Here is a 25,382-nt window from a genome sequence, read left to right on the forward strand (position 1 = left end):
CGAGATTATATTTATTCACTCGGTATGCTCTACAGTTCTTGATAGCCTTTCGCAATCCATCAAGTTACCTCGGTATTATCTTGGTATTTTCGTATAAGGTCTTTGAAATCGATGCCTTTTGATTTGTAACCCCAAACTTCTGCATGTGGGATACTTAATTTATGGGCCCATTGCATTACAGTTAATTTTTCGCCATTGTATTCTACAAATACAGAAGTAGTTTTATTGTAATGTTGCTCTTCCATAGGAATAAAAGTGCAATTATTCGGCTCATAATGACCGTTGACATCTTTTCTCTCTAGGGTTAGTCCTTCCTCGAACCCATTCCGCTCTGCCCAGTCAATAAAATTTCTCACATCATGCCATTCTTCACAGACTTGAATACCTCTACCTCCATAATTTTTATAAGCATGTGATTTTGGATTTTCACATCTATGGATCATCGCATTCCATCGACCGAACAAAGGATGTTTGGTCTGTCCGTGATAATCTGACACTCCGAAATTTATCAGGTCTTGTTCTGCCTTAAGACAACCACAAGAGCGAATTGGTTTTGTTTTACTTCTAAGTGTATCACTTCTAATTTCTTTAATTGTTCCACACTCACACTGACAAACCCAATATGTTTTTCTGCCAACTCTTTTTTCTGATTTTACCAAAATTTCCAGTCTGCCGTATTTTTGGCCAGTTAAGTCTATTAATCCTGCACCTTCTACAAATTGGCCTTTTTTATTTTTATCTAGTTGCACTTGAACACCCCCAGTATAACTCCGTATTCAAATTCTACCTATTCCGTATTCGATGTACAAATATTCAAACCAAGACTTCCACCGATTTTGCCCGGTTTATTACCTCGTTGTTACCAACAAGGACGGCATATATTTACCGCATAATGAACCCCTACTGAAACGACCGCATTGTATTTACCTAGCATTTTAATTTCGATTGAATCACGTAAACTACCGTCATCAACAGGAGCCAAAGCCTTAGCTTGTGCTTGAATAAGCCTCGCTGTCTCGTATACGATGTCCGACACTTTATCGAGTAAACCCTCCTCAAACCTTTGTGCCGCCATTAATAACCGACGTCCACTAAATGTAATCCTAGCCATTATTCAGTCACCATCTTTAAGGCCACACGTATGATTTCGTGTTGACCACCTTGATCTTCAGGACGGCCAGCGAAAGCATAAATTTCACCCTCATACCGTAATCGCATGCTCGATGTTAAATCGATTCTGTAGGGATAGTACATGTATCTTTGCAATGGATTGCCGAGTTGTTGAGCGTAATATTGCTCTTTGCTCGTTGGCGTATCTACAAAAGTTTTTAAGGTATCAACTAGCGTCCATTCAGTTTTAAATCCTCCTGCACCGTCTGATACCTTCTTCTTCTGAACTACTTCAACTTCATGAGGAAATTCATCGTAATGCATGGAATTTCACCTTCTTGTAAGGTCGTAAATATGTCCAGATGGCTTTTGGAAAATCGGTATCGTATGAATACGAGACTGTCCCCATTGTACGTCCTGCTAGACCTGTTGTTTGTGTATTAAACTGAATTGCTTTAGCTATGAACAACTTAACTCCCTGTGGCATTTCTGACGGTTCCCACTTACCATTACAATGGCCTTTTGCTACATCAAATAAAATAGAAGCCATTGCACGATAAAACCCATCATACTTAGCTCCTGTAACATTATTCAATTGCTTTAGTTGATCTATTTCTTCTTGTGTTGGTTCCCACATAAGACCACCTACTTTTCTACTTCATTGTCTGTTTCTGATTTCTTGGTAGATACACGTTTAGGCTTTGGTGCTTCTACTTCCTCAAACTCATCAGTACGTAAAAGACGGGCACCGTGTTCTTCAGTGACCGCCCATGTAATATCTGTTTTTAAGTTTTTAACTAACACGAATTACCCCTCCTTATTCTGGACGTTTAGCTGATAATACTGCTAGCGCTTCTGGACGTGTCACTTTGGCACCGTATAAATGTAGACCTTTTACTGCATCTGCAAAACGTTTCTCTGGGCGGTATCCTTCAACTTGAGCTGCTTGCTCAGCATACGTCCATGCCATGTTATGACCAGCAATGATTTTTGAGTTTGCTACAACGCCAGAACCTGTGGCTACAGAAGGTGCATTGTTAGATTTCATTAATAAGAAACCTGCTGCTCGACCTACAACCCCATTTAATAAACGCTCATCAGCTGGTAAAGAACCTGAACCAACGAAACGGTCATCTTTTAACAGTAACCCTTCAAACCAAGGTGGTAGAACAGCAAAGCGACCTTGTGTTGGCACATTTGATTCATCAAGTTTAGTTGAAAGGTCTACTAAGTATTCATAAGCATTATCCTTTGTCACTTCAATTGGTGCTGCATCTGTACCAATTGTATTTTTAGCATGTACATAATGTGAGGCAATAAATTGATCAGCAACATTCGATAGTGCATAGGCAGCCTCCGCCATTGCAGCGTCCATCAACTTTGGGTTTTGTTGAATTTTATCAAGATCATCAATCTGGAAATTGAAGAATTTTGATTCAGTAATTTGAAGTGAGCGAGTATGATCTGTTAACTCTTCTGGATCACCCATATTAGAGTTTTTTGTATAATCACCAATTGTTACAGCACCAATACCGTTGATTTTCACAGTGTCACCATAAGCCTTGATTTCACCTTCATAATCACGATTGATTACACCTGTTTGTCCAAACACTAAAGATTTTTGTAAGTTGTGTAATAGTCGAGCTGACCAGATTGTTGGAATAAAGTTTGTAATTGCCATATTGTAATTTCCTCCTTACCGATAATCGGTTATAGTAATTTGTTTTTAACGATTTCATCCCAGTTGGCATTGATTTCTTCAGTAGTCATTTTCATAACAGCTTCTTTTGTCAATGCTGTAGGATTACCGCCTTTTGGTGGTGGTGGCGTTCCTCCATCTTTGAAGCGTTTATCCACTTCTGCTTGAACTGCAGCATTAAACTCAGCTTCAAGGATTCCTAAGTTTGCTTTAGTCCTTTCTGCATCATCACCAACAAAGAACTCTACTAATTTACTCGGTAGGCTCTTTTCAGTAGCAGTAGATAGTGCTTGATTAACTAGTTTTTCGCGCGCAGCTTCTTTTTGAGACTGCTCAAATTGTGCTTTTAAGTCGCGTAACTGTTTTGCTTCCTCTGATTCAGGCGGATAACGCTTAGCAATTTCTTCTTCTAATTTCTTGGGTAGAGTTTTAGTTTCGTACGTTTTAATAGCATCCGTTACACGAGTATCAGCAAATGACTGTAGATAGCTTTTACCTTCTGCATTTTCTGTTAGAAAGGCTTGAACAGACTCAAGCGTCAACGTAGCCCCTTGACCGTTTCCTGGTGGTGCTGGCTCCGGTGTAGGTTCAGGCGTTGGCTCTGGATTTGGATCTCCTGCAAAGTATTGAATATCTGAAGGTAAAAATGTTTTTAAATTAAATGGATTTTGATTCATAATTTCCTCCTTGCCCAATTTAGTTATTCGTATGAATCCCTAAACTGTTCAAAAGTGTATTTGTTCTCGTTCTTTATAGCGTCTGCGAGAAAAAGACAAAAGAAAAAAGCCACTCAAAAAGAATGACTCGATTACTAAGTAATAAAGTTGGATTAGTTTACTGATATTAACCTTGATATGAGACAAATATAAAAAGCTTGTTTTGAGATTGATGATTGTCAAAACAAGCTCTTATTAAATGTAGAAGTTAAAACCCATGTTACAGGGATATCGTTTAACTATTAAAGAGGTGAAACTACAAGTTGATAGTATTCATCTGGCGTATAAATAATGTTGTATGGTGAGTATATCCCAATAACATATTGTGGCACAGTACCATCACTTTTTAAGCCAGGAATGTTTAAATAAACATTTTGGTAGAAGTCTCCATTGTCTCTAGCTACTTCAACATATTGTCCATTTATTTTTTCCCATACGGCTACTCCATAATTGTATCCGCCATCAGGAACTTGCAAAGCAATTTGATAGCCATTAGGATTAGTCCCATATTCAAATTTCCAATAATCAATATCATTTACTGAGCTGATATAACCTCTATTTATAGCCTGATCGATGTTATAAGTAATAACTTGACTGCCAGTAGCCCAGCTATCGTTCGGTTCTGTTTCCCACTGAATATAATTCGCTGAGGCCGCTGAGGCACCTGTGGACATTAAAAATATTGTGAGTAATGTCGTAAAAGAAAATGTATAGAGTTTCTTCATTTTTAAAACCTCCTAATATATTGTTTGGGTGACCAATCAACACTAGATTACCATGTTATATCTAAATTAGGAAGTATTTTACTTATAATAGTTGTAATATTGCATATTATGTTGTAATTAAATAGGAAATTAAGTCAAACTTTATCTATATTCACTGCGAAATAAGGCTTATTTAAATAGTTGTTAATAGTTTTACTCTATAGAAGTACAATCACTCCTCACCACTAAACTGTTTCCTCCAACTCTCGTAACTCACGAACGGAACCACAACACTTGGTGGCTTTACCTGTTTGTACGCTTTGTTGAAAGCTTGTTTGTAAGTAAGCCCTAAATCAGACATGTAAGCATCAATACGAGCAGCCAGTGTCTTTTGGTAGGTATCGTCCATGTAGTCTCTACCTCGTCTGTACTCTGGTAGTTTGCCATTCACCATATAAATCGTGTGGCAACGACATTGAATATCCATTGATGCAATACCCCATAAACGAGGACCTTTTGCTTTCCATCCTAAACTTAGCGCTTTATCTTGTAGATGTTCTGGTAAGTGATCACTACCTCCGATTCCGTTGTAGTGGAAGTAGCCATCTTTATCAGCTTTCTGACCATCTAACTTTCTATGTGATTTGCGTACCCTATTATCAAGTGATGACATCCACACTTTAGTGAGCCGCACTGTTTTACTCGCCTGTTCCTCAATGGCTAAATCAACTTGTGATCTAACTCGGCCACCTTCAGTTCGGGCAACAAGGATAGCTTTCTTCCTCGTCCATCTCATAGCATTCTCAATCCTAATAGCCATGTCTGTGTAGCTTTCACCAGCTTGCAAGCTCTGGGCTATCTCAATGTTTAAACGCCTGATAATTTCGTTCCTGTGTGCTTCAAATATTTTAGGTAACGTCAAAAACTCAACAGGATTGGTTACCGCTGCTTGAATCACCTCAGTGGATGGTATTTTAAAGCCCATTTCCTCACCTGTAGACTGCTGTAAGAGATAAGCCATCAATAAGTATCTCTCGATATAAAGTCGCTCCTGTGAAGCTTGTATAAGTTTAATAATCTCTTTGTAATCAGCATTAAGTTGTTGAGCTATTAACTTCATCTCTTGATTAAAGCGATTGTACTTATTAACGTCAGTCCAAGTAGCTTGGCCGTTCTTACCAAACTTCCGATGCATGTCTAACATTTGAGCAAGAATAGTCTTTAAACGTCGTGCAAAAACAACCTCAATTTCTCTCTCTGCTTTGGCTTCAAGTTCATCTAAGATTCGATTGATATCCTGTTGATTCATGGCACATCAACTTCTTGAGGTTCATTCTCGTCTTCGTCCAAAGGTTCAATACCATTACCATATAACTTTGCGTCTTTCTGCATTTCTTCAATCTCAAAGTCCACATCATCAACAATAGACATCTTAGATAGTCGAGTGCGCTCTGATACTTGCCCTTGCAACGCTTGAGATGCTTGAGCCTCCGACAGTAAATCGATAGGAATGTTTCGCTTGTACTCATACCAAACTTTTAAATAATCGTCCTTTGAACAAATACCTTTTTTGGCCCATGCACTACACAGCACTTTAAATTGGTATCTAAGAGCAGTAGTGAACTTTCGCTCCATCGTTTTACATTTGTTTTCTAGCGCCATTAACTTATACTTCATAGCCACGCCACTTGCATTTCCTGCAAACGATTCATCACTGAAGTTAACGCTCTTAGCTAAACGCATGATGTTCTCTTCTAAACGATTTAAATGGTTCTCAATCATTTGATCATTAACATCTTTAGTTAGATATTTAATATCATCATCTTCACCCATTAACTCAAAAATGCCTGTTCGAGCAACCTTCTTAGCGTCCTCGTCATCCATTCCCATGCCTTTAAGTACTAGGTATGCCAATCTAAACTGTTCAATTTCGTTGGAGGCATCAGAAAGAGTTCGATCATAAGCATCGATGAGGTTATACACCTTGTCAGCATCACCCTGTAGTTCCTCGTTATTAGGGACTCCAAATAAAGGGCAATAGTCGAATAAGTGTTTACGTTCATCTTTCAAAACAAAAGGTGAATCAGCATCAGCACGAGTGTAGAGTCTTTCAGTTGTTGCATCGTAAAACACTAGCTGCTCAATTTCTACTTTTTCACCCTCAGCATCTAGTTCAGCGCTTTTAAAATATCGCATAGAGTATTTTGGTTCGCTAACGTCTGCTGTTTCTGAAAGAATGATAGTTTCCCATGGATCAATTGTTGTAACTCGTTCATTTCCATCTGTATCAATGTAAAGTAAACGTGCTGAATAACCACAAATAGCTGTTTTCTTCCCTGACTCGCTGTCCAAATCATCAACAGAATTACGCAAATTAAAAAGCTCAATTGCCTCAGATAATTTATCAAGGCTTTGAGCTTGCTTGTCTACTACGTATGAAATTGGATTACCGAACATGTAGCCTACCTTTGTGTCTACTATTTCAGCATCTAAAGGATTATTAAGTGTATTATTCACCTTGTCATCAACACGCACCACATGATCATTACCTTGAGCATAATCGGTTGGTTTACGTGTTAAAATCGGTACTGCTGATAATTCTGCTTTATACCGGTTGTAGTTTAGTAGTCGCTTGTTTCGTTCAACCTTTGTCTCATCTACTAGCTTATTAAGTAACAGAGGCGTAACACCTTTTTCATCAATATAAGCAATGTATTCGTTCACTTTACCACCTCCTTATCGGTTCTTCCCAGTGATGATTTCTTTATAATAATGCGTATAAATCGCATAGCGTAGAGCATCCAGTACGTCATCCCACAACTTCACTGGTTCTCCTGTGCTCGAATTCCACACATATTGAAAAATTTCATCTTCAAAACGTTCCACTTTATCACGAACAACAAACAACTTTTCCAATTTGAAACGTCTTGCTACTTCTTCAATACCTGCAACAACTGCTTTTTTAGCATTGAATGCTCGTAATTTTTCACGTTTGAAACGTGCAACATGCTCTGGTCGAGCTGTATCACAATAAAAATTGATATTGCCATAACGCTCTTTAATATCTTTCGCTATCTTTACCCAATCATCAATCTCGTAATATTGATGCGCATACTCCTCGCACAAGTACACATCGCCTTGGTCATCTTCTGCTAACACAACGATAGATCCGAAGTGCTCATATCCCCAGTCAACGCCAGCAAAATATTTCACGATATTCTTTTTGTCGAATTCTTCTAAAGAAACATAATGTACTTTCTCTTTAAAATCTTTATATACTATACCTTCAGCAGCTACCCAACGTCCGTGAATATCACGTTCAGTAAACATACCTGAAGGTGTACTTGCTACAATTGATTCAATGTATTCCTCATCTAATTTATCGTTATCAAATAAAGAAAAATTGAATACGCGAATGTTCAAACGACCACTTTCTAAAGTTTGACCATCTTTGTCAATGTAGTCTTTCTTGATACTGTGCGCTGGATTCTCTGGGTTTGTATCGATTAATACTCTAGCACCTGGGTAAGAACATCGTGAAATAACTTCTTTTACAAATGTGTCATGTAATGCGGTTCCTTCATTGATAAAGGCCCCTGCTGCTGTAAATCCACGTGCCTTTTTCCATGAATCTGCTTTCGCCCCATCAAACACGTATACCTTATTACCAAAAACCGTAACAGCATTGGCCTTATTGAGCTTCAATTCTTTGCCCAATATCATTTCCATATCATCTAGTACATTTCGTCTTATACTCGCCTGTGTAGCGCCACCGATGATAAAAGATAGCCCTTGTCCTTCATACTTTGCAATGTGCATTAAAAAAAGCAAGATAAACACAAATGTTTTCCCTGCTCGTTTAGCACCACTAGCGACTATGATTTTAGGTTTTTCTTCAACGAACGAATCCATAACGGCCTGTTGTTTTTTTGTTAATTCAGCCATTACTCTTCACCAGCCATACGACGTAACATTTTCGCAATCTCTGATTCTTGCTTATTACTATCAGGGTTTTTGAGTTTACTAATTTCTGCTTTCGTCTTGTTAATACTCATTCGAGCCTGTTCAGCCTGCAGTTGCTTCAACTCATTTTCATTAAGTAAATCAGTATATTTCGCAAGGAATGCCAATGCTGCCATTTTATCAGCGAGTTTAACCTTGAACATGCCATCTTTACCTTTTGAAAGTTCGGTAATGAGTGTTCCGTCAATCTCTTCCGAATGATGCATCGAAAACTTTGTGTAAGTGTATGGTACAACTTCTGTTTTCTCGGACTTCTTTGAACCATCAGGATTATATTCAACTGATGTTTCTGTCGCTTCTGATTCGACTTGAGTAAAGTCTATGAAGTCTGTTATGTCTGCAAATGCGATGGCTTTGTATTTCTCTAACACATCGAATTTATCTAAGTCTAAACTTTCTAGCCTTTGCCTTTTCAATTCAGCAACAGTCTCTTTCACCTTAGCCTTACTTAGCAACCTACTACCGTTTGCCATTGCAGTTTGATAGCTACATTCGTATACCTTTTTATACGCACCGGTAGCATTTAATGAACGAACATAATACATACAAAAAAGCCGTTGCTTATCAGTTAGTCCGTCATCACCTTCTAATTCAAAGGTATTAACTTCTTCTGATTCAACGACTTCTTTTTCTTTGGATGCATCCTCTTTTATGGTTGCAACCTTCTTGGTTTTGGATGCATCCTTTTTAGTTGCATCCCTCGACCACTTCTCGCGACTTTTTCGACTCTTTAATGTACCTAGCTTTTTGTCATGCTTTTCAGCAAGATCAGCAAGTGTAATCTTTGTGGTTTCCCACTCTTTCTGTATTTCATCCCAATTAGCCATATCTCATAAACACCACCTCCACATCATTTACTTGTTACGTAATCCTACCACTTGTGCTTATTGCTAATTTTGATAAAAAACACCTTAAGAGGGTGTTTAACTTACTCATTTTTAATATTTAGATAAAATCTCCATGTTATTGATTCCATATAAATCCAAACTTTTATCTTCTCGTCTGTCAAAATTGAATATCTAATTTCAACTATATCTTTGAAATCCTTGGAAATAGTCTCATTATTATTACTAAAGATAATTGTAATACTTCTTTTACTATAATTAACAATATATTTTTTCAGTTTAAAAGTTTTTTCATTAAAACCAATATCATCTTCTGTAATGCCCAATTCTATTTCTTCTGTTTTTCTCAGAAATTCCTCCAATTCACGCCATATTAGAAGCTGGAATAAATCATAATTCTCATCATTTTCTATAAGTGAATTTTTAAAGTTCTTGCCTGCTTTATTGATGTTGTTTTCAAAGGCATCTTTCAGATTATCAATACTTGATTTTTTCTGATTTTCTCCATCATTCTTCTGTAATTCAGCGGTAATAAGATCTATATAATCTTTTCCAATCTCTTGAACCTCTTCTTTAAATTTTTCAATATTATTTTTAATAGTACTTGGATTAAGGTCATTTATCTTAGTATCTACCTGCCCTAATTTTTCTTTCATTTCCCCTAAAATGATATTCATCTCATTTTTTATTGTATCTGCCTTTGTAGCTTCTCGTACAGATATATATATTGCTACTGCTGCTAAAGCAATTGAAACAAATGTTGAAATGTATGAAATAACTTCAATTAATGCTAGGCTTTTTATTTCATTATAGATAGAAATAAAGATTATAAATATAAATAACCAAATCCAATCTTTATGTGTCCATTTCATTTTGCACCTCCTACATAATAATAAATCATGTTGGATGTACAAAACCTTAATAAGTTTTTGCTTTCGCTCTCAAAAGCAAGTACCGGCGATCAAAGGGAGAACTGCTCAATACTCACTTTTCAGGGCAAAAAAAAAGCCACTACTCATTTGAGTGCGGCATTTGTTTTTATGACCATTCTTTTTTTACATCTTCGAATTTCTTAGTGAATAGATCATAAACGAATTTATTTTCAGGACTAGCGCTAGTTGGATCAACGTTATCTTTTAATGCAGTAGATACCTTTTGGACATTAGCCATATCTCCTACTTTATAAGCGCCGATAATCGCTTTCCCTAACTTTTCTAAATCTAAATCTTGAATCTTTGACATTATTTTCACCTCCTGCCAATCAATTATAACCTAGCAGAAGAAATATATGTAATAACCTTCCACTCTCAAAACCACACCAAACTCCGCCCTCTCAACTCATAATGTTTTGGCTGTTTGATGCAGTTTTCAAAGCAAAAGAAAAGCCTCCATCCGAAGATGAAAGCTTAAATATTGTGGTAATCCTAATATCGAGTGCTCACTTTTGACATCGTGGCAGAGCGTACCACGTTATTTCGTAATTGTGTTTTAGATTTATAGTGCATTTCCGTGCACTTTGAACCTGTAGTAATTTGTTTTAGTAAGTTTGACTGAATTCTATGGAAAGTGGACGAAGGTCACATATAAACCACTCCTTCAGTTTTATTAGCCTTTTATATTAATTAAGATACCTAATCTCTTAAAAAATATGGGCCGGCCGTGTATGTCATGCTCCGAACAAGTTTGCTCAGCGCGGGTCGGTCGTCGGTCGGTCTTTCCCTAATATTTAGGATTTTATAAATACCAAGTAAAGAAACATTTACCTGTCCGACCTCCCCTCCATTTTACATCTCTCGATTCTATATCACCTAATGTTGAAAGTATGGCAAGTTTGGCAAGTATGATAGTTTAAATATCTCTTAAATAGATTTTATCATCCAGGTGAGTTATTTCTTCGTTTATTTTTTTTTGTATTTTAATTCTTTGTGTTTTTATAGATGATAAAATTTCTTTTGCTTTATCACAATCATCTGGTATCATTCTCCAAATTTTTTGTCTTTCTAAGTTTGCTATCTCTACCTCTTTTTTTATATCCTGATATTTAAAACTAGTATATTTATCAATCCGAGCAGAACTCTTTTTTTCTAATGAATCTATATTAGTTTCATATGAATTACGAATACGTTTTAATTTGTTTTGAAAAAATATGATATCTCTAAGTATAATGGTATCACTAATATCCCATTTTTTATTCCATATATCCATACTAACCTGGTAAAAATCCCTTGTTTTTTTAGGATATCCCGGAAGAAATTTAGCTATGTGGACTTCACCTTCTAAAAATTCAACTACCCTTTCAAATTCATATTCAAATGCTGCATATACAGGTAATTCTTTAGCTAATTTATTTAACTTTTCATTTTCTTTATCTTTTTTCATTTGAAATCGCGCTACTAAGTAAGCACCCAATGCACCTACTGAGCCACCAAAGAAACTTAAAAAACCACCCGTTATTGTAGCTACATACTCACTATCTCTAAATAAAAAATGTCCTGTAAAAATCAGAAAGCTAACTACAAATATTACCAAAGATGCAATGAAAATATATTCAAATTTTTTACTCATATAACCACTCTTTCCATATTTGATACACACAATATCTTACCACAAATAAAAAGCCTCTCTTTCGAGAGACTTTAATTAACCATTTGTTTTACAATACTGTCCTTAATATTTTGAATATGTGTATGACTTAACCCCATAACCTTTGCTATCCACCGTTGTGATTTGCCGTCTAGCATCCAGTTCAACACTTGAACCTCTCTGTCACCAGCAACTCTTTCGATTAGATTTTGAACCTCTAAAAGCTTCTGCTCATACTCTGTAACTCGTTTAATATTTCTGGAGCGTCTAATAGCCTCCTGCATAATTGGATCACCTACACTGCCTGCTGCCTTTGGTAGTGTAGCCTCAATTCCATACTGTGCCGTTTTTGCCCCTATAACCATTTCTGATCGCATTTCTTTGATGGCGTTAACCATCCAGTGGTAGTCTGTAATCATTGAATCTAAAGCATCTGGTGTAATCGTTAGTGTTCTTTCTTTTAACATAGGTTTGCCCTCCTAAGTTGTGATATAATACCGTTATCTGACTAGCCTAGAAGGGCATAAACCAATTCGAGCTGTAGCGTCTGTAAACGTTGCGGCTCTTTACTTTTTTTGTTTCTTAATCTATAACTCAATTTACTCTTTATATAAGCGATATTAACCATTGATCAGCTATAATTGTAAAATTTGAAGTCTTTCTACTTAAACTTCAGTTTTATTTAGAAATTTTTTAAAATAATCATATTCAAAATATGGATCTCCTGCTCCAGATGTAACATATTTTAAAGTTTCCATACTCTCTTCAAATTCTAGATTTCCATTAACGTCTTCAATTCTAGATAAAAGCATCTGTAAACTAACAAAAGAACAATTGAAATATAATTCACGAACAGTAGGTTTTGAATTATTACTAGAATATTTCTGTATTTCTTCGAATTGATTTTGAAGTTCCTTACATATTTTGTTTACTCCATTTAGTTCCCCTCGACGATTTAATTGATTAGTTGTGAGTTCAACTCCAGTTAAAAACATCAAAATTGTTTGCGAAAAGATTTTATCATTCATCACTCCATAATCCCAAGCATTTAAACTTACTCTCTCGATTATTCTATTCTTATGCTCAACTGAATGGATAAGTTTATTATCACGTTTCCCTTTCTTTAGGTATAAATCGATTTTCCCATGCTTTAGCAATTCAATTTCCCTCTTACCAAGTTGTAATTGAGAGCTTAATAAACCTTTAGTTAAATCGCTAAAAATTGTCACGTCATCACCTGATAATGCTTTTCTAGTTAATGGTTTCTTTTTAATTTCCACAAGAAAAATAAACTTTTGTGTTTCAATAATCAAATCACACTCTTCATTTTGATTATAGTAGCCAGAAAAGTAAGTAATATTTCTTTTATCTAATTCTTGCTTTATAAAATTTTCAAGTATAGTACCAAGTTTAGAATCAAAATTATCTATTTTCCCTCTCATAAATTGACAAAGAATTTCATAAAAAGAAATAGAATTTATCGTTCTATCAACTAAAAAATATTTTTCATTTTTCTTTATTAAAGGTCTTAATTCAAAATCTGATATGTCGTTCGGAGATCTAAATTGTTTATTTATAGACTTATAATCATGAGAAAAGATATTTAAGATTTTAATTAGATTATTTTTCGAAATATTAGGGAATTTCCTTTCGAAGTCACTACTCTTGTATTCTCTAAATCTTAAAGGACGGTCAGGATTATTAAGAATGTAATTTATTAATTCAAGTAATAAATTCATCTCTATACCTAATTGCTCGTCAACTTTAAATTCTTTAAATATATCCTTGAGCATTCCATTAATAATTTTGGGTACTATTAAAGGTTTATATTGTCTAAAATTACTTATCTTATCTCTGAGAACATTACTATAGACATATTCTATAAAGTTATATCTATTAACTGATAAATGGCTATATTTATTAAAAGTTTGTAGTTGTAATAGTGCAACTAAATTACTTGCCATTAATAACAATTCATCAAGGTTCTTTTGAAATAATTTATTTGAACTGTGATTTAGTTTAATAAAATGTTTTACACTTAAATTAATTAAGTAACCAAAAGGTAACTCTAAAGAATTTTCATCCCTAAGTATTCTATACCTTAAAGCATTTTCATCATAAGGGACTTTCTTTAAAAGCATTTCTAATACATTATATCCACCTAGTGATATTAGTTTTTTTTCAACTTCATCTCCCATTTTTAGATATGTGCTATCATCTAAATGAATTTTTCCATTTAAAACACCAACATTGTATCCTCTCTGAATCCAATACTTTGCAGCAGAGGATTCAAGCTTTAATTTATCTGTAAAGAACATTTCAGTATAATCTTTTTTAGAAAGGTGTCGATAATCTAAAATTAAAGTTAGTAGCGATTTCCATCTATCAACTTCATAGATAGCCGGAAAGGTTGTTTCTCCATTGGTATAAGCTCTTATAAAGGCTAATACTTTAAAAGATTGAAGAATAGTATCTCGATTAAAAATAAGATATTCTAAAGCCAATTGATTACTTAATTTGTATATTTCGAAACCATCTATCTCCCCTTTTTCTTTAAATTTTTCTTTTAGAATATCCTCTAATAGCTTATTTATATGGGGTTTATTAATATTTCCTCCGTTTTCTATTTCATGTCTTTCCATCATATCTAAAGTTTCTTTATTACTGGTTTCAACTATGCACTCATCTACTATATTAATAAAAAAGTCTTTTAATTGATTTATCATTTCAGCCTCCATAAATTTTCTCAATATGTAAATTATACATATAGTAAGAAGCTGATTAAACTAATTAATATTAATAGATAATCATGCAGCCATAGCCCCTTCCATTCTAGAAATTAGATAATCTGTAGCCTCTTCAGCATCTTTCAGCCCAACCATGACTCTCAATTGCTCCAAACGCTTATAAGCCATTATTTCGTTATACTTTCCTCCAAAACGCTGGTGCTGTCCCAGGTACAAAATGATTTGATCGATTAGAAATTGTTCATTCATAAAAATTCCTCCTCTCCAACAACTCGTTGTCTTGAAACTCCATAATCTTTGCAATGATAAGGTGCCATTGTTGTATCTTAGTGGCATTTAAAATCCTCGTTAACTCACCATCCCCAATCATGATTTTGCTATTACTACGTGTGATGATTTTGTTTCCGTTGGCCATCTAGTTCACCACCTAGAGCATTTTGTGCAATTTTGTATGCAGTTGTTTCCCAACCTTCCATGATAGGTGCTTCAACTTCCATGACTTTTTCTAGTGCTTTGTGTAACCTCTCAACCTCTACAATAAGAGCTGGCACATCTGTAATGGAATGTTTAATAAACTCTGTATCACCTTCATTCAGACAATCATAGGTTTCGTTACCGGTTTGGCAAATGGCGTAATCTTCATTTGGGTTAAAAATATCGATATGCCCCTCTGCTGTTTCTTCACTTGCCCAAGGGCCCTTCGTAGCCTTCGCCACGCGTTCTTTAATGGCATTCAACTGTTCTTGTTTCATCCCTCATTCACGTCCTTTCACTGGTAGATCAAACCATTCAGCTACAGCCAACATGCCACCCAAAAAATCTTTTTCGAATAAAATGTCAGATTGTGAATACTTGTCGTAAAAGTATTTGAATCTTTCTACTGGTGTTTCTTTAACTTCATACTCCCCAAAGCAAATTTGAATGGCATCTTCTAGTTCGTAATTATCTTTAACTAGCAATTTAGCTAGTTTGGTAGAAGATTTATCTACCATGGTAAATCCTGCATAAATAGACGAAACATCGCTAATTAACATTGCTCGACTGAACGTACTACAAACCTCTGCAGCATCTGCAATTTCACGACTAACTTTGACTTTTTCTATCATCCCTTCACCCTCCATCAAGGGGCTGTTGCCCCTCGTAATCTAAAACCCTAAATCCACACTACGTTTATCTTTAGTCTCTTTAAAAAGCACGACCTTAGCATTCTTGTTTAATCTCGATAGAGTTTTGCTGTCATAAATAACGTTTAGCTTGCCCCCTGACAGGTTTGTAGTGATGATGGTTACTTTATCCTGCCTAGCATTTGAAATAGCTCTTAGCATACGTCCTATGAAGTCGGAGGCCTTTTTGTTAGTGTCCTCATTACCTACTTCTGCACCTAGATCATCCAAAACGAGTACATCAACATCACTCAACAGTTTCGTGAAATAAAATTCTGTGTAAATACTATCTGGATTATCATAAGCTCCTCGTATCTCACGTAACATCTGGTCAAAGTCAATAAACAAGCACGACTTTTCTTTATTGCTGTTGTTATTTACACGGTGCAACAAACTGTAACTCAAATGCGATTTCCCTACGCCTGGCGTACCATTTAGGAAGATATTAAAGACTTGTCCACTAATGATTTCCTCCGCATATTGCGTCATTAGTCGAGCGTTTTTTCTAGCCTCGTGTTCATCTTCTTTGAGTTGATACGTGTTAAATCGTGCATCCAAAATCGTTTTATCAGGAACAATGCTTCGTTTGATAAGGGTGTTGAATTTAGCCATGAGCTTTTGTTCGTTTTTAATCTCTGAATATTCCTTTTCAAGCACATTGTTATTGCCTTCCCTAAAGCACATAGGACACTCAAACTCTCCAGAACCTTTCTGCCTTTCAAGCATTTGTATACCTGTAGGGAATTTCTCTTTATCGTGTTTAAAACAATACTTATCAGAAGCCCAGTTTAACCGTGTACCCATTGCCTGTATTGTGTCCTTGATCGCCTGCAAGTTGCTGCGCCTCCTTTTTAGCTAATAGTTCGATAGATGTTACGCCTTCATGTTTCCAGTTACGTAATGTTCCAGTAGCATATTTTTCTTTATTGGTAACACGGCTATTTATAAGAGCTCGCTCAAATGCTTGAATAATAAGATCTGCATCCTGATAGGTTGCTAGGTAGTATTCGATATCTTCTCGTAACTTATCACTAGGAAACTTTTGCAGACGACTGACAAAGAACTCATATAGCTTTTGAGCATGCTGGGTGTCTGTAGTCAGTACTTGGTTATTATCAGTATTTGGTTTATTCAATACTTGGTTATTATCAGTACTTAGTAGTGTTCGATTTTCTACTTCTTGAAAACCTACTTCTTGGTTTTCTACTTCTTGAAAATCGGTAAGTAGAGAATCTATAGGTACTTCATGAACGATCGTTTCCCATTCTTTAATTCTTTGCCCTTCACGAATAGGTTTTCGTTCGATGTAACCACATTGTTTTAACTCATTGAAACCAGCTCTGAATGATGCCTTGCCGTCTGTTGAGTGAGTCATTAGCTCGTCCATATAAAACACCCAATCATCTGGCATTGAAAGCATGTATGCCATTATGCCTTTAGCTTTCCAAGATAGCCGGTTATCGTTCAATGCCGTTCGATTCATCACTACATAGTTGCTATTCTTAGCCACTCGGATAATGCCCATTTGCCCTCGCCTCTCCTATTTAAGTTTTCTGCGTCGTGGTCGATTAAATGTTTTATGATGCCAAGCTGTCCATTTTGGTGCTGGTGGTAGCTCTTTTGCCCAAGAGTTAAAACCACGCCATAGTCTATCGTTCATCTCTAACCCTCCATATTTTCAATATTCAAATTTTTAATCACATGTTTATTTACAAAATCCACATGAACATTAACGTTCAAGAAGTTTTAAATAATAATTGAATTCAATAAATCGAATAGTTAAAGGTCGGTTCACATCGTTTCCTAATCGGTCATAGATCCTATTCATTTCACCATTTGTGAAATTGGTACCCAGTACCTCATTAAAACTACTTAAAACTTTTGGTGACCAATATCTATTTAAACTTTTTGCTATTGGTCGAGATAGCCAAGCAAACATCTTACATTTAAAGTCCAAAGCAGTTGTTACATCTTCCAAACGAAAATACACGTTGTTTCTTGGCTCTAAAATAATCTCGTTACTGCGATTAATAAAAGCATTCGGGAATGCCTGTAATGTTTGATTTATTATGCTTTTTAGCTCAATTTCTTCATTCAAAGCATGTAATTTTTCAGTTTCGCTCATCATTAACCTCCTACGTTATAAAAATCATCTCGCCTGTTGCCCTATAAAAGCCCTTGTTCCCTCTCACAAATCGCGAAACTACCACTAACCTTGGTAATTCTATAGTTTGGATATCTTTGCATGTATTGCAGCACCAAGCGTCTGATTTCATCGTTATCCTTCGCCTGTTGGAATATCCAAGCAGGCAATAACACCTTCGTTGGTACATTGCTCATCATTCTAATAAATATCCAACTTTAATGGTTCTAGTGAGTTGTTTAGTCATCCGACAGTATTCACATTTCCCGCATCGCACTGGCTCTTTCTTAGAGTTTTTTGCTTCAATAATGCTTGGCAATATGGTTTTTACATTCTCGAACTCAAAATCGAAATCAGATATTTCAAATTCCAATATTTCCTTATCGGGTGGTGTTTCCTTAGTGACAGTGACGAGATATGGAACATAATACTGACCTGTGTTTTGATAGATTATTTCACGATAAATCGCCATTTGTAGCACATAATCATAAGCCTCAACAAACGAAACGTACTTATTGTATTTCTCGCTCCAATAACGCTTATATAGGCTTTGAGTAGTCTTTAAATCGCTAAATGATCTACGCTCATGGTTTATAGAATCGACTTTGATTTTCCAAGGCACTCCAAATATTTCACCTGTGAAAATAACTTCTTTCTCTCCATCTAACGCAAACATTGCAAATCGATCGTTTTTTAAGGTTTCTATCATCTTATCTGCTTGTTCAAAGTCAGCGTATTTCCCACCACGACTCTTAAAAATACTGTTATGATTCTCTTCACAAAACTCAACAAAAGCCTGTTCGCTTTCAAAAGCTGCATGTGTGTATGAGCCAACCATTAATGCAGTAGTTTGAGGACGAGTAAACTCGCCCTTCATCTCAGCGATCAAACGTGCTTCACATTCCAAAGCATTTTTAAACTGCGACACCGACATATATTGTTGGTTAGCCTCATTCGAGTGGTAATTCTGGCTGTTCAATTGGAATGACATTATCATCTTGCTTCACCTCAGTTTTTGGCTGTTCTTGTGATTTATTAAATTCGGCAGTTAATCCACTTGTTTGATTTTTACCAACTTCCTTGTCAAACCAATCTTCAACCTTTGACATACCATCACACAACGAATTGTATATTTTGCCTAAATCAACATAGTCTCGTTCTGTAAATTCACTTGTTTTATAACCAAACTTGTCCTCAACCATTTCTTGTGTGACTTTAAAATACTCTTTAAGAAGCTTTAAAGCATTTGCTAGTCGGTCTTTCAATGGTTCAGTGTTATTACCATGTATAGTCACTTCACACTCTTTTAAAGCTTTTTCTACAACGTCTCCTGGGATAATACTCAAAATGCATGAACGAAGTCGGCGAGCACCGTCGTTAGCTACTTTTTCATATATATCACGTGGATCGGATAGTATCTTTAATCCACGTTTTGTCTTTATTGAATGTTTAACTGTAAAAGTTTTTTCTTGTCTTGTATTTGTTTCTAAATCCCAACAAAAAGCCATAGCTGTCGATTCGCCATTTCGTTGTTCCAATTCTTTAACACCGAAAGAAATGTTCCCCCAGTTTTGTGCTAAAACCTCAGCAAGTCTTATTGAAGGTCCAGTTACATTTGTGTCTCCACGTGGATATGAATACATCGCTGCGTCTGCTAATGAAAAACGTTTACATGCATCTAAGATTCTTTTTTCAGCTTCATAAATATTTCTCGGAAATGACTTCGCCATAAAAATTTGCCCTTTAACTTCCTCCATTTCACGAGAGGAACTAGCTTGAGCTAGTACCCCTCCTCCTTGAGGCTGTTGGTAGGAAGACGGATTATTGAACTGTTCTGCTAAGTTACTCATTGAAATTCCTCCTGTAATGCGCTATAATTGCGCTAAATATTTGATTTGTAAGCCACTATTCCGAGTAGTGGTTTATTTTTTTGTATGAGCAAGTCCATACTGCTCCTCCACATAAGCAATAACCTCGGTATCATTCATGTCATAAGTTGATTCATCCCTATATCCAACAGCCAAATAATCACTGATATTATCGATGTGTACTATCGCATCACCGATTTCAAAGAATACGTCACCACAGGCTATGAAACTACCGAAATCATCGTGCATTTCAAAGCTTATAGAAGGCTCATAATGTGGCGATGGATATTCAATACGACCAAGTACCATTGGGTTTTCTACTTCTAGCAAAGCACTCACGCTATCGCCTCCTTCTGCTTTCTTAAAATTTCTGCATAAGTTGCTGTAACATAACTTGTGTAGCGTACATTACCCTCAACAGCCACTAAAGTAAGAATGATTCCTGTAAATTCACTAGTAATGTCATACTCAGCAAATCGCTCCTCAAAATCTTCTGTATCCAGCCTTATCTCACGCATTTTTGGCTTAAATTGAGCAATACTCATATCTTCACCTCTTTCTGATGGCATCCCATCAAGCAACTTACAACGGCAAAGCATAACCGTAGGGAGACGGTGCTGTAAGCTGCTTGACGAGGGCGAGATAATTCTCGCAATCATCTGATTTTGTGATATAATTGGTTTATCGATTCTATATCTTTTTGGCTGCTTAATTCTGAAGAAATTAAGTAGCTTTTTTTATTGCCAATATGTGATGATGATTGGCACTCCGATAATAAGCATCGCAATAACAGTACTGATGCAAAACTTTCTGTGTGATTCTGGTACATCGTCCTCTGGCAAGTAAAAATAGTTATCAAGCCATTTCCACAACCTTCTTCACCACCTTCGCCTTTTTCCCTTGCAAGTTTAGTTCATCCGTAATTGACCACAATCCCTTACGTCTATGAAGTTTTTCAAGGTGTTCCAGTGAATTATGTAGGTCTCGCTCTAGTTGTTTTGCTATGTCTGTTTCACCTTTTCTTGCTAGCATTACGATTTCTATTGCTAGATCTTCGATACGTCTATTTTCACGTTCGATTTGTTCATCTATATTCATTTGATAAATCCTGCTTTCTGTAAGTACTTATAGTGATCCATCCAAACCCCTGTGTAGCTAATGCCAAGATGCTCTGTAGTAACTGCGATAAAGTTCGCTAGTGCTGTAGCTGCCTCAACTGCCTCCTCGATCATGTCCATGATGTTCTTCCTTTCGAAGTGTTCAATAGCATCACCAGGTTTTGCAAGACTTGTACTAGTTATAGAATCCAAGGCTTCTTGAAGTTCTTCTATTGTTTTCTCACGTACACTACACCTATGAAGGTCTACATTTGGTCCGTTTAACCATATTGGTCCCGTACCTGTATATTGATGTTGTACAGCAAGCGCAAACTTGGGATCATCGAACTTCTCTACGATGCTTTTACTTATATCTGCAGGGACCTTACTACGGCCATTTTCGTATTTGGAGATAGCCTCTCTCCCTACTCCAAAATCAAAACCGAACCGTAATTGTGTTTCATCTCCCCTAATCTCTTTCATTACCTCGCCAACTAAATTTCCAGTAACAGTCATATTTCCATTCCTTTCTTTTTTGAATAAGTCACATTTCATAGAAAAGTTAACTTGTAAGAGACCGCACTTTGTATAAATTCTCTGTATAATAATGGTTAAGAGGTAGATTTGCCCCTACCTCTTAGATTTCTACTAGATTGGTAGTTTGATTTATCTTGAGGCCATTTGCCCTGGCCTCTCCTATGCTCTTAATAATCTAAGACTTTCATTTTCACTCACATAGATACCAAGACGTGAGTTCATGTACATTACATTTTTATCTCGCCATTCCAGCACTTTATCCCTTGGATAACGAGCTGTTAGAGCATGACATTTAGGAAATCCATCCATGCGGATGATCTTTTCTACAGTTGGTAACTCACACTGAAATATTTGAGCTACATGTTCTTTTTTTAAGTTTGATGGTAGAGATAATTCAAATCTCATACTTTCTCTACAATCTTCTACACCTTGTTGATACGCTCGATGTAAAAAATCAACTAGCTCCGCTTTAAGTAGCTCCGCTTTTAATTCTTCGATTGTTAGATTCATAGTTTCGCCTCCAATCTCAGGCGCTGAAATAGCGCCTTCCTCTATTTAGACTCTCGTTCTTGATGCTTTAATACATCGGCGATAGCGTAATAAATTTCCTGTAATTCATCCGGTGAAAGAATTACACCAGCTACACCAACTTCTTTAAAATTGCTATCCATATCTCGTAAAACTACGTGAATGATACCTTGTTCACCATCACTTTCAAGTTCGAATAAAGTGTGACTTGCTGGACCTTCTATCGTTACTTTTACTTCTTTATTACTCATTGGTTAAACCTCCATTAATCTATTTGTGGGAATACGCATCCTAAAGTCGTTAAAACATAATCCATGACACTTTCTAAATGTTCTTCACGGCTTGCAATATAATCGCGCGTCCCATGCTCATCTATAATTTTTGTTGGGTAAGCTTTGCGCCTATCGCATAAAACGCTGTTCATAATGTCGCAAACCTCTTGCAAAACTTCTGACTGATCCTTTGTAAGAAGATTGACTACTCTCGACATATCACTTCACCAACTTTAATTGCAATTGCGTGTTGTAATGTTCGATTCCAAGGCGCATTTCTGTTCTTGGTTGCCACATAAACAAGAATTTCATACCATCTTCAAACTTGTTTTTTGGTAGATCTCTAAATTCATTGATATCAAAATAGTCTTTGAACTCACCCCAACATGCGGAGAACAACTTTTTATTCAAATGTTTGTACGCGTTACTTTCTTTGCCACCAAGTGCTTCATATACTTTCTCTGCAACTTTTTTTCGGATTACTTTTGCTTGTGAACTTGTGATGTGAAGGTTGTCTCGTAATTCCTCGATGTCAGCCTTAACCTCTTTCACTTCCGTTTGAATTGTTTGTACCGTTTTACGTGTTTCAAGTGCTGCTTCTAAAGCCAGAGTAATAGGATCATGCGGTTGTTGTTTCGGCAAGAATGCCTCTGCTAATACTTCTTTAGCTTTAAGTTGATATTTCACTAGATTTTCAACAGCCTTCGGGTTATTTTCTTGCATCGATGGCGTAATAGAAATCTTCGCTAACCATAATGGAAGGAAATCTAATTCAATACACAAAACATCTTGAATACCGCCGTTTGTAGGGAGGGTTAAATTTCGCCCCCCTTTAGAAAGCACTAAATCATTTTGAATTTTATTACGCTCGTTCTTGATTTGGTCACGTGTTAAGCCTATTCCTTCGCACGCCCATTTGACTGCTGCATAAATTTTTCCGTCTGTAATTTTAGCTGCTAATAATTCGTGTTCACCAAACGGTACTAATTTTTGTTCAACTACTGTTAATTGATTCATGATAAAACCTCCTATGTTTTAGAATTTTCCAATCTGCTAAACTATTGGTAGATTGGAGGTGAAAATATATGAAATTAAATTTTGATGCTATGCGCGAGTTAATGTTTGTAATAGAAGAACAACCTAGCAACATAGATGTTAATGTAGTTGTCTTTGACTCTCGACTTGAGCGATTTGATAAAAATGAACTTGGTTATGCTATTGAAAAATTAATTGAATCTAATCTTTTGAACGGACAAGTTGGAAAATCGAAAACTGGCACACAGTTACTTATTCATTCAATCAGTATAGAAGGTCATCAATTCATAGATGCAATCCGACAAGATACCGTTTGGAATAAAACGAAAGAAACTGCTTCCAAAGTGGGTGCGGCCACTATTAGAGAAATCGGTTCGATTGTGTTTGGTTCTGTCAAAGAATTGTTTTAAAATCTAAACCTTTGACTTTGGCGTAGAATTTTACTGTCACTTCGGAAATGTTATTAACATCTGATTTAATGGTAACGTCTATCAACTTTTCAACTTCCATACCATTAATAAAGAAACCATTTTCGAGTGACACTACGTCATAGTCAAATTCGTCGAAGCTATAACGCGGGTACTTTTTAACCAACCCACTAACATCCTTTTCGTTTAAGTAGCCAGCAGCAATGAGTAAGTTAATATAGCTTACTTCCTCATTCTGTTCACTGATTTTCCTAAGTACTTGTGAGGTTGGTGCGTCAATTAATACCCCTTTTTTCAAACAAGTTAAATGATTAAGTGAAAGGCCTATTTTTTGGGCAAATTCATAATCTGACGTTTCTCCTTGTGCTGACTCAATTAAATTAATCAAATTCATTGTTTCACCACTTAGTATTGTCTCAGGTGGCATCTCTTTTAATTTCTGTTCCACATTCACACCCCTTTTTGCTTATGCAATTTTATCGGAATCGCAATTTGCGATTTCGATATCAAAAAAAATTTCATCCAACGTCACACCGAATAGCTCTCTTATTTTTGGTAGATATTTAGTTGGTAAAACACGATGACCATTTTCGATTTGACAATAGTAGTTTGCTGAAATGCCAATTGATTTTGCCACAAATTTTTGCTGGATACCTCTTGTTTTGCGCAATTGTTTAAGGTTGTTTTGTACAATTGGTTTTTCTTTCATGATTAACACCCCCCTAATTTTCGCAAATTGCGATTCGATTAATTACACTTTAACATCGCAAAATGAGATTGTCAAACTTTTTTATCACATTATGCGAATATTTATATAAAAAATCGAGAATTGCGATATTATTTATAATAACGATTACATAGAAAGGTTGTTTTTCATGGGCGAAGATATTTTAGCTAGACGCTTAAGAGCGCTGCGAGAAGAACATGGTTACCTCCAGAAATTTGTTGCTGATAAATTAGGTATTAAAAGCAATACTTTGTCCGGATATGAAAACGGAACAAGGTCGCCTGATCCATCAATGTTATCTGACTTAGCAGACTTGTATAATGTCTCTATAGACTACCTATTAGGAAGAACGGATAATAAAGAAGCTTTACATAAACAAGCTGGTATATCGGACGATGATTACAACAGCCTTAACCCATACCAAAAAGAAGTTATTAATTTCTTTTTAACTAGAGAGAATTTGTTTTTCAAAAACCAACCTGAAAATTTACTTGATGCTCTAGAGCAATTCGAAATTTATTACGAGGTGTGGAAGAAGCAGCAAGAGAATAAGAAGTGATTTTACATTTTTATGTAGGTTTTCCAGATATTTAAAAAAATTCGCCTTTCCAATGGTGGATTTTTTTGTTAACATAAATAGAACATACGTTTGCAAAAGAGGGATGATATGATTTTTGTTTATACTCATTTAGAAGACTACATAAAAGATTTATTCACTAGCATTAATGTGATGTATCCAAAGCAATTGGATCCAATGATAATTGGCCATAAACTCGGCTACGAGGTCATTTACTTACCTATTGATTCAGTAAGTTATGACAACATCATTTATATAGACTCACGATTATCCGAGCAGGAACAATGGCAAGAATTTTGCCATGAGTTAGGCCATGTAATCTCACATTCTGGCAACCAAACAAAAACACCTCCTTTGTTTAGAGAGTACCAGGAATGGAAAGCAAATAATTTTGCTCTACAAGCATGTGTACCAACATTCATGCTAAATAAAATCAAGCTTCCTATAAATGAAGAAAAGGCTATTAATAAAATTTCTCTACTATTTAATGTTGAATACGATTTCGCACAAAAAAGGCTTAATCATTATCTTAACAATCATTTTTTTAGCGATTGTACTCTTCTTGAAAGGAGCTGTTAGC

39 protein-coding genes are annotated in these 25,382 nt (G+C 35.9%); 3 read left to right on the forward strand and 36 right to left on the reverse strand.

Features of this window, described 5'->3' with window-relative positions; translation table 11 throughout:
• Positions 1-59: 59 nt before the first annotated feature.
• The 34 genes from MKX57_RS17415 to MKX57_RS17580 form a co-directional block, all read right to left on the reverse strand.
• Positions 60-749, reverse strand: coding sequence for a hypothetical protein (locus MKX57_RS17415; protein WP_342550470.1), 690 nt, complete (start codon positions 747-749; stop codon positions 60-62).
• A gap of 110 nt (positions 750-859) precedes the next feature.
• On the reverse strand, positions 860-1,111 hold the full coding sequence (locus MKX57_RS17420) for an HK97 gp10 family phage protein (RefSeq protein ID WP_342550471.1): 252 nt from the start codon (positions 1,109-1,111) through the stop codon (positions 860-862).
• Positions 1,111-1,434, reverse strand: coding sequence for a phage head closure protein (locus MKX57_RS17425; RefSeq protein WP_342550472.1), 324 nt, complete (start codon positions 1,432-1,434; stop codon positions 1,111-1,113). The genes MKX57_RS17420 and MKX57_RS17425 overlap by 1 nt, the downstream gene beginning before the upstream one ends.
• Positions 1,421-1,747 carry a hypothetical protein gene (locus tag MKX57_RS17430; protein ID WP_342550473.1) on the reverse strand — a complete coding sequence of 109 codons (327 nt, stop codon included), beginning with the start codon at positions 1,745-1,747 and terminating at the stop codon, positions 1,421-1,423. The genes MKX57_RS17425 and MKX57_RS17430 overlap by 14 nt, the downstream gene beginning before the upstream one ends.
• An 8-nt stretch (positions 1,748-1,755) precedes the next feature.
• Positions 1,756-1,914: a hypothetical protein gene (locus MKX57_RS17435; protein ID WP_342550474.1), complete on the reverse strand. Its 159-nt coding sequence runs from the start codon at positions 1,912-1,914 to the stop codon at positions 1,756-1,758.
• Positions 1,915-1,927: 13 nt separating this feature from the next.
• Positions 1,928-2,791 carry a P22 coat protein - protein 5 domain protein gene (locus MKX57_RS17440; protein ID WP_342550475.1) on the reverse strand — a complete coding sequence of 288 codons (864 nt, stop codon included), beginning with the start codon at positions 2,789-2,791 and terminating at the stop codon, positions 1,928-1,930.
• 29 nt (positions 2,792-2,820) lie between these two features.
• Complete coding sequence (locus MKX57_RS17445) at positions 2,821-3,486, reverse strand: DUF4355 domain-containing protein (RefSeq protein WP_342550476.1); 666 nt, start codon at positions 3,484-3,486, stop codon at positions 2,821-2,823.
• A gap of 281 nt (positions 3,487-3,767) precedes the next feature.
• Positions 3,768-4,250, reverse strand: a complete 483-nt coding sequence (locus MKX57_RS17450; protein WP_342550477.1) for a hypothetical protein — start codon at positions 4,248-4,250, stop codon at positions 3,768-3,770.
• Positions 4,251-4,461: 211 nt separating this feature from the next.
• The gene (locus MKX57_RS17455; protein WP_342550478.1) at positions 4,462-5,538 is read right to left on the reverse strand and encodes a phage minor head protein; all 1,077 of its coding nucleotides are present in this window, start codon (positions 5,536-5,538) and stop codon (positions 4,462-4,464) included.
• A complete protein-coding gene (locus tag MKX57_RS17460) occupies positions 5,535-6,953 on the reverse strand; it encodes a phage portal protein (protein WP_342550479.1) in 1,419 nt (472 codons plus the stop codon). Before MKX57_RS17460 ends, MKX57_RS17455 begins: the two co-directional genes overlap by 4 nt.
• Before the next feature lie 12 nt (positions 6,954-6,965).
• Complete coding sequence (locus MKX57_RS17465) at positions 6,966-8,174, reverse strand: PBSX family phage terminase large subunit (RefSeq protein WP_342550480.1); 1,209 nt, start codon at positions 8,172-8,174, stop codon at positions 6,966-6,968.
• Positions 8,174-9,079, reverse strand: coding sequence for a terminase small subunit (locus MKX57_RS17470; RefSeq protein WP_342550481.1), 906 nt, complete (start codon positions 9,077-9,079; stop codon positions 8,174-8,176). Before MKX57_RS17470 ends, MKX57_RS17465 begins: the two co-directional genes overlap by 1 nt.
• A gap of 101 nt (positions 9,080-9,180) precedes the next feature.
• Positions 9,181-9,969: a hypothetical protein gene (locus tag MKX57_RS17475; RefSeq protein ID WP_342550482.1), complete on the reverse strand. Its 789-nt coding sequence runs from the start codon at positions 9,967-9,969 to the stop codon at positions 9,181-9,183.
• A 166-nt stretch (positions 9,970-10,135) separates the two neighbouring features.
• Positions 10,136-10,339, reverse strand: coding sequence for a hypothetical protein (locus tag MKX57_RS17480; RefSeq protein ID WP_342550483.1), 204 nt, complete (start codon positions 10,337-10,339; stop codon positions 10,136-10,138).
• Positions 10,340-10,945: 606 nt separating this feature from the next.
• Positions 10,946-11,662: a hypothetical protein gene (locus tag MKX57_RS17485; RefSeq protein ID WP_342550484.1), complete on the reverse strand. Its 717-nt coding sequence runs from the start codon at positions 11,660-11,662 to the stop codon at positions 10,946-10,948.
• A gap of 71 nt (positions 11,663-11,733) precedes the next feature.
• Positions 11,734-12,147: a LuxR C-terminal-related transcriptional regulator gene (locus MKX57_RS17490; protein WP_342550485.1), complete on the reverse strand. Its 414-nt coding sequence runs from the start codon at positions 12,145-12,147 to the stop codon at positions 11,734-11,736.
• Positions 12,148-12,345: 198 nt separating this feature from the next.
• Positions 12,346-14,406, reverse strand: a complete 2,061-nt coding sequence (locus MKX57_RS17495; protein WP_342550486.1) for a hypothetical protein — start codon at positions 14,404-14,406, stop codon at positions 12,346-12,348.
• Between the two features lie 81 nt (positions 14,407-14,487).
• Positions 14,488-14,676, reverse strand: a complete 189-nt coding sequence (locus tag MKX57_RS17500) for a hypothetical protein (protein WP_342550487.1) — start codon at positions 14,674-14,676, stop codon at positions 14,488-14,490.
• Positions 14,677-14,810: 134 nt separating this feature from the next.
• Positions 14,811-15,179, reverse strand: coding sequence for a hypothetical protein (locus tag MKX57_RS17505; RefSeq protein WP_342550488.1), 369 nt, complete (start codon positions 15,177-15,179; stop codon positions 14,811-14,813).
• Between the two features lie 3 nt (positions 15,180-15,182).
• A complete protein-coding gene (locus MKX57_RS17510; protein WP_342550489.1) occupies positions 15,183-15,533 on the reverse strand; it encodes a hypothetical protein in 351 nt (116 codons plus the stop codon).
• 39 nt (positions 15,534-15,572) lie between these two features.
• Positions 15,573-16,424, reverse strand: coding sequence for an ATP-binding protein (locus MKX57_RS17515; protein ID WP_342550490.1), 852 nt, complete (start codon positions 16,422-16,424; stop codon positions 15,573-15,575).
• Positions 16,366-17,115, reverse strand: a complete 750-nt coding sequence (locus tag MKX57_RS17520; RefSeq protein ID WP_342550491.1) for a DnaD domain protein — start codon at positions 17,113-17,115, stop codon at positions 16,366-16,368. The genes MKX57_RS17515 and MKX57_RS17520 overlap by 59 nt, the downstream gene beginning before the upstream one ends.
• A gap of 204 nt (positions 17,116-17,319) precedes the next feature.
• Positions 17,320-17,715, reverse strand: a complete 396-nt coding sequence (locus MKX57_RS17525; protein ID WP_342550492.1) for a hypothetical protein — start codon at positions 17,713-17,715, stop codon at positions 17,320-17,322.
• Between the two features lie 214 nt (positions 17,716-17,929).
• Positions 17,930-18,730, reverse strand: a complete 801-nt coding sequence (locus MKX57_RS17530) for a PD-(D/E)XK nuclease-like domain-containing protein (protein WP_342550493.1) — start codon at positions 18,728-18,730, stop codon at positions 17,930-17,932.
• Positions 18,684-19,583, reverse strand: a complete 900-nt coding sequence (locus tag MKX57_RS17535; RefSeq protein WP_342550494.1) for a hypothetical protein — start codon at positions 19,581-19,583, stop codon at positions 18,684-18,686. Before MKX57_RS17535 ends, MKX57_RS17530 begins: the two co-directional genes overlap by 47 nt.
• Positions 19,584-19,655: 72 nt before the next feature.
• Entirely contained in the window at positions 19,656-19,940 is a 285-nt protein-coding gene (locus MKX57_RS17540) for a hypothetical protein (protein ID WP_342550495.1), read from the reverse strand.
• Positions 19,937-20,146 carry a hypothetical protein gene (locus tag MKX57_RS17545; protein ID WP_342550496.1) on the reverse strand — a complete coding sequence of 70 codons (210 nt, stop codon included), beginning with the start codon at positions 20,144-20,146 and terminating at the stop codon, positions 19,937-19,939. The genes MKX57_RS17540 and MKX57_RS17545 overlap by 4 nt, the downstream gene beginning before the upstream one ends.
• A 192-nt stretch (positions 20,147-20,338) precedes the next feature.
• The gene (locus tag MKX57_RS17550; protein ID WP_261612760.1) at positions 20,339-20,473 is read right to left on the reverse strand and encodes a hypothetical protein; all 135 of its coding nucleotides are present in this window, start codon (positions 20,471-20,473) and stop codon (positions 20,339-20,341) included.
• A complete protein-coding gene (locus MKX57_RS17555) occupies positions 20,457-20,699 on the reverse strand; it encodes a hypothetical protein (RefSeq protein WP_342550497.1) in 243 nt (80 codons plus the stop codon). The genes MKX57_RS17550 and MKX57_RS17555 overlap by 17 nt, the downstream gene beginning before the upstream one ends.
• Positions 20,696-21,214, reverse strand: coding sequence for a helix-turn-helix transcriptional regulator (locus MKX57_RS17560; RefSeq protein ID WP_342550498.1), 519 nt, complete (start codon positions 21,212-21,214; stop codon positions 20,696-20,698). Before MKX57_RS17560 ends, MKX57_RS17555 begins: the two co-directional genes overlap by 4 nt.
• Before the next feature lie 180 nt (positions 21,215-21,394).
• Entirely contained in the window at positions 21,395-21,745 is a 351-nt protein-coding gene (locus MKX57_RS17565; protein WP_171365603.1) for a hypothetical protein, read from the reverse strand.
• A gap of 41 nt (positions 21,746-21,786) precedes the next feature.
• Entirely contained in the window at positions 21,787-22,014 is a 228-nt protein-coding gene (locus MKX57_RS17570) for a hypothetical protein (RefSeq protein ID WP_193832800.1), read from the reverse strand.
• Positions 22,015-22,028: 14 nt separating this feature from the next.
• Positions 22,029-22,253, reverse strand: coding sequence for a hypothetical protein (locus MKX57_RS17575; RefSeq protein ID WP_342550499.1), 225 nt, complete (start codon positions 22,251-22,253; stop codon positions 22,029-22,031).
• A 1-nt stretch (position 22,254) separates the two neighbouring features.
• A complete protein-coding gene (locus MKX57_RS17580; protein WP_171365606.1) occupies positions 22,255-23,052 on the reverse strand; it encodes an ORF6C domain-containing protein in 798 nt (265 codons plus the stop codon).
• A gap of 68 nt (positions 23,053-23,120) precedes the next feature.
• On the opposite strand from MKX57_RS17580, the gene MKX57_RS17585 reads away from it, so the two are divergent.
• A complete protein-coding gene (locus MKX57_RS17585) occupies positions 23,121-23,480 on the forward strand; it encodes a DUF2513 domain-containing protein (protein ID WP_342550500.1) in 360 nt (119 codons plus the stop codon).
• On the opposite strand, the gene MKX57_RS17590 is transcribed toward MKX57_RS17585, so the two are convergent.
• Entirely contained in the window at positions 23,464-23,946 is a 483-nt protein-coding gene (locus MKX57_RS17590) for a hypothetical protein (RefSeq protein ID WP_342550501.1), read from the reverse strand. The genes MKX57_RS17585 and MKX57_RS17590 overlap by 17 nt on opposite strands.
• An 18-nt stretch (positions 23,947-23,964) precedes the next feature.
• The gene (locus MKX57_RS17595; protein ID WP_342550502.1) at positions 23,965-24,207 is read right to left on the reverse strand and encodes a helix-turn-helix transcriptional regulator; all 243 of its coding nucleotides are present in this window, start codon (positions 24,205-24,207) and stop codon (positions 23,965-23,967) included.
• A 166-nt stretch (positions 24,208-24,373) separates the two neighbouring features.
• On the opposite strand from MKX57_RS17595, the gene MKX57_RS17600 reads away from it, so the two are divergent.
• Together MKX57_RS17600 and MKX57_RS17605 are read left to right on the forward strand one after the other, a co-directional pair.
• Positions 24,374-24,784: a helix-turn-helix transcriptional regulator gene (locus MKX57_RS17600; RefSeq protein ID WP_342550503.1), complete on the forward strand. Its 411-nt coding sequence runs from the start codon at positions 24,374-24,376 to the stop codon at positions 24,782-24,784.
• Positions 24,785-24,892: 108 nt separating this feature from the next.
• The gene (locus MKX57_RS17605; RefSeq protein ID WP_342550504.1) at positions 24,893-25,381 is read left to right on the forward strand and encodes an ImmA/IrrE family metallo-endopeptidase; all 489 of its coding nucleotides are present in this window, start codon (positions 24,893-24,895) and stop codon (positions 25,379-25,381) included.
• The last annotated feature ends 1 nt before the right edge of the window (position 25,382 follow it).

It is taken from the genome of Lysinibacillus sp. FSL M8-0216, from assembly GCF_038595555.1.
Lineage (GTDB): Bacteria > Bacillota > Bacilli > Bacillales_A > Planococcaceae > Lysinibacillus > Lysinibacillus fusiformis.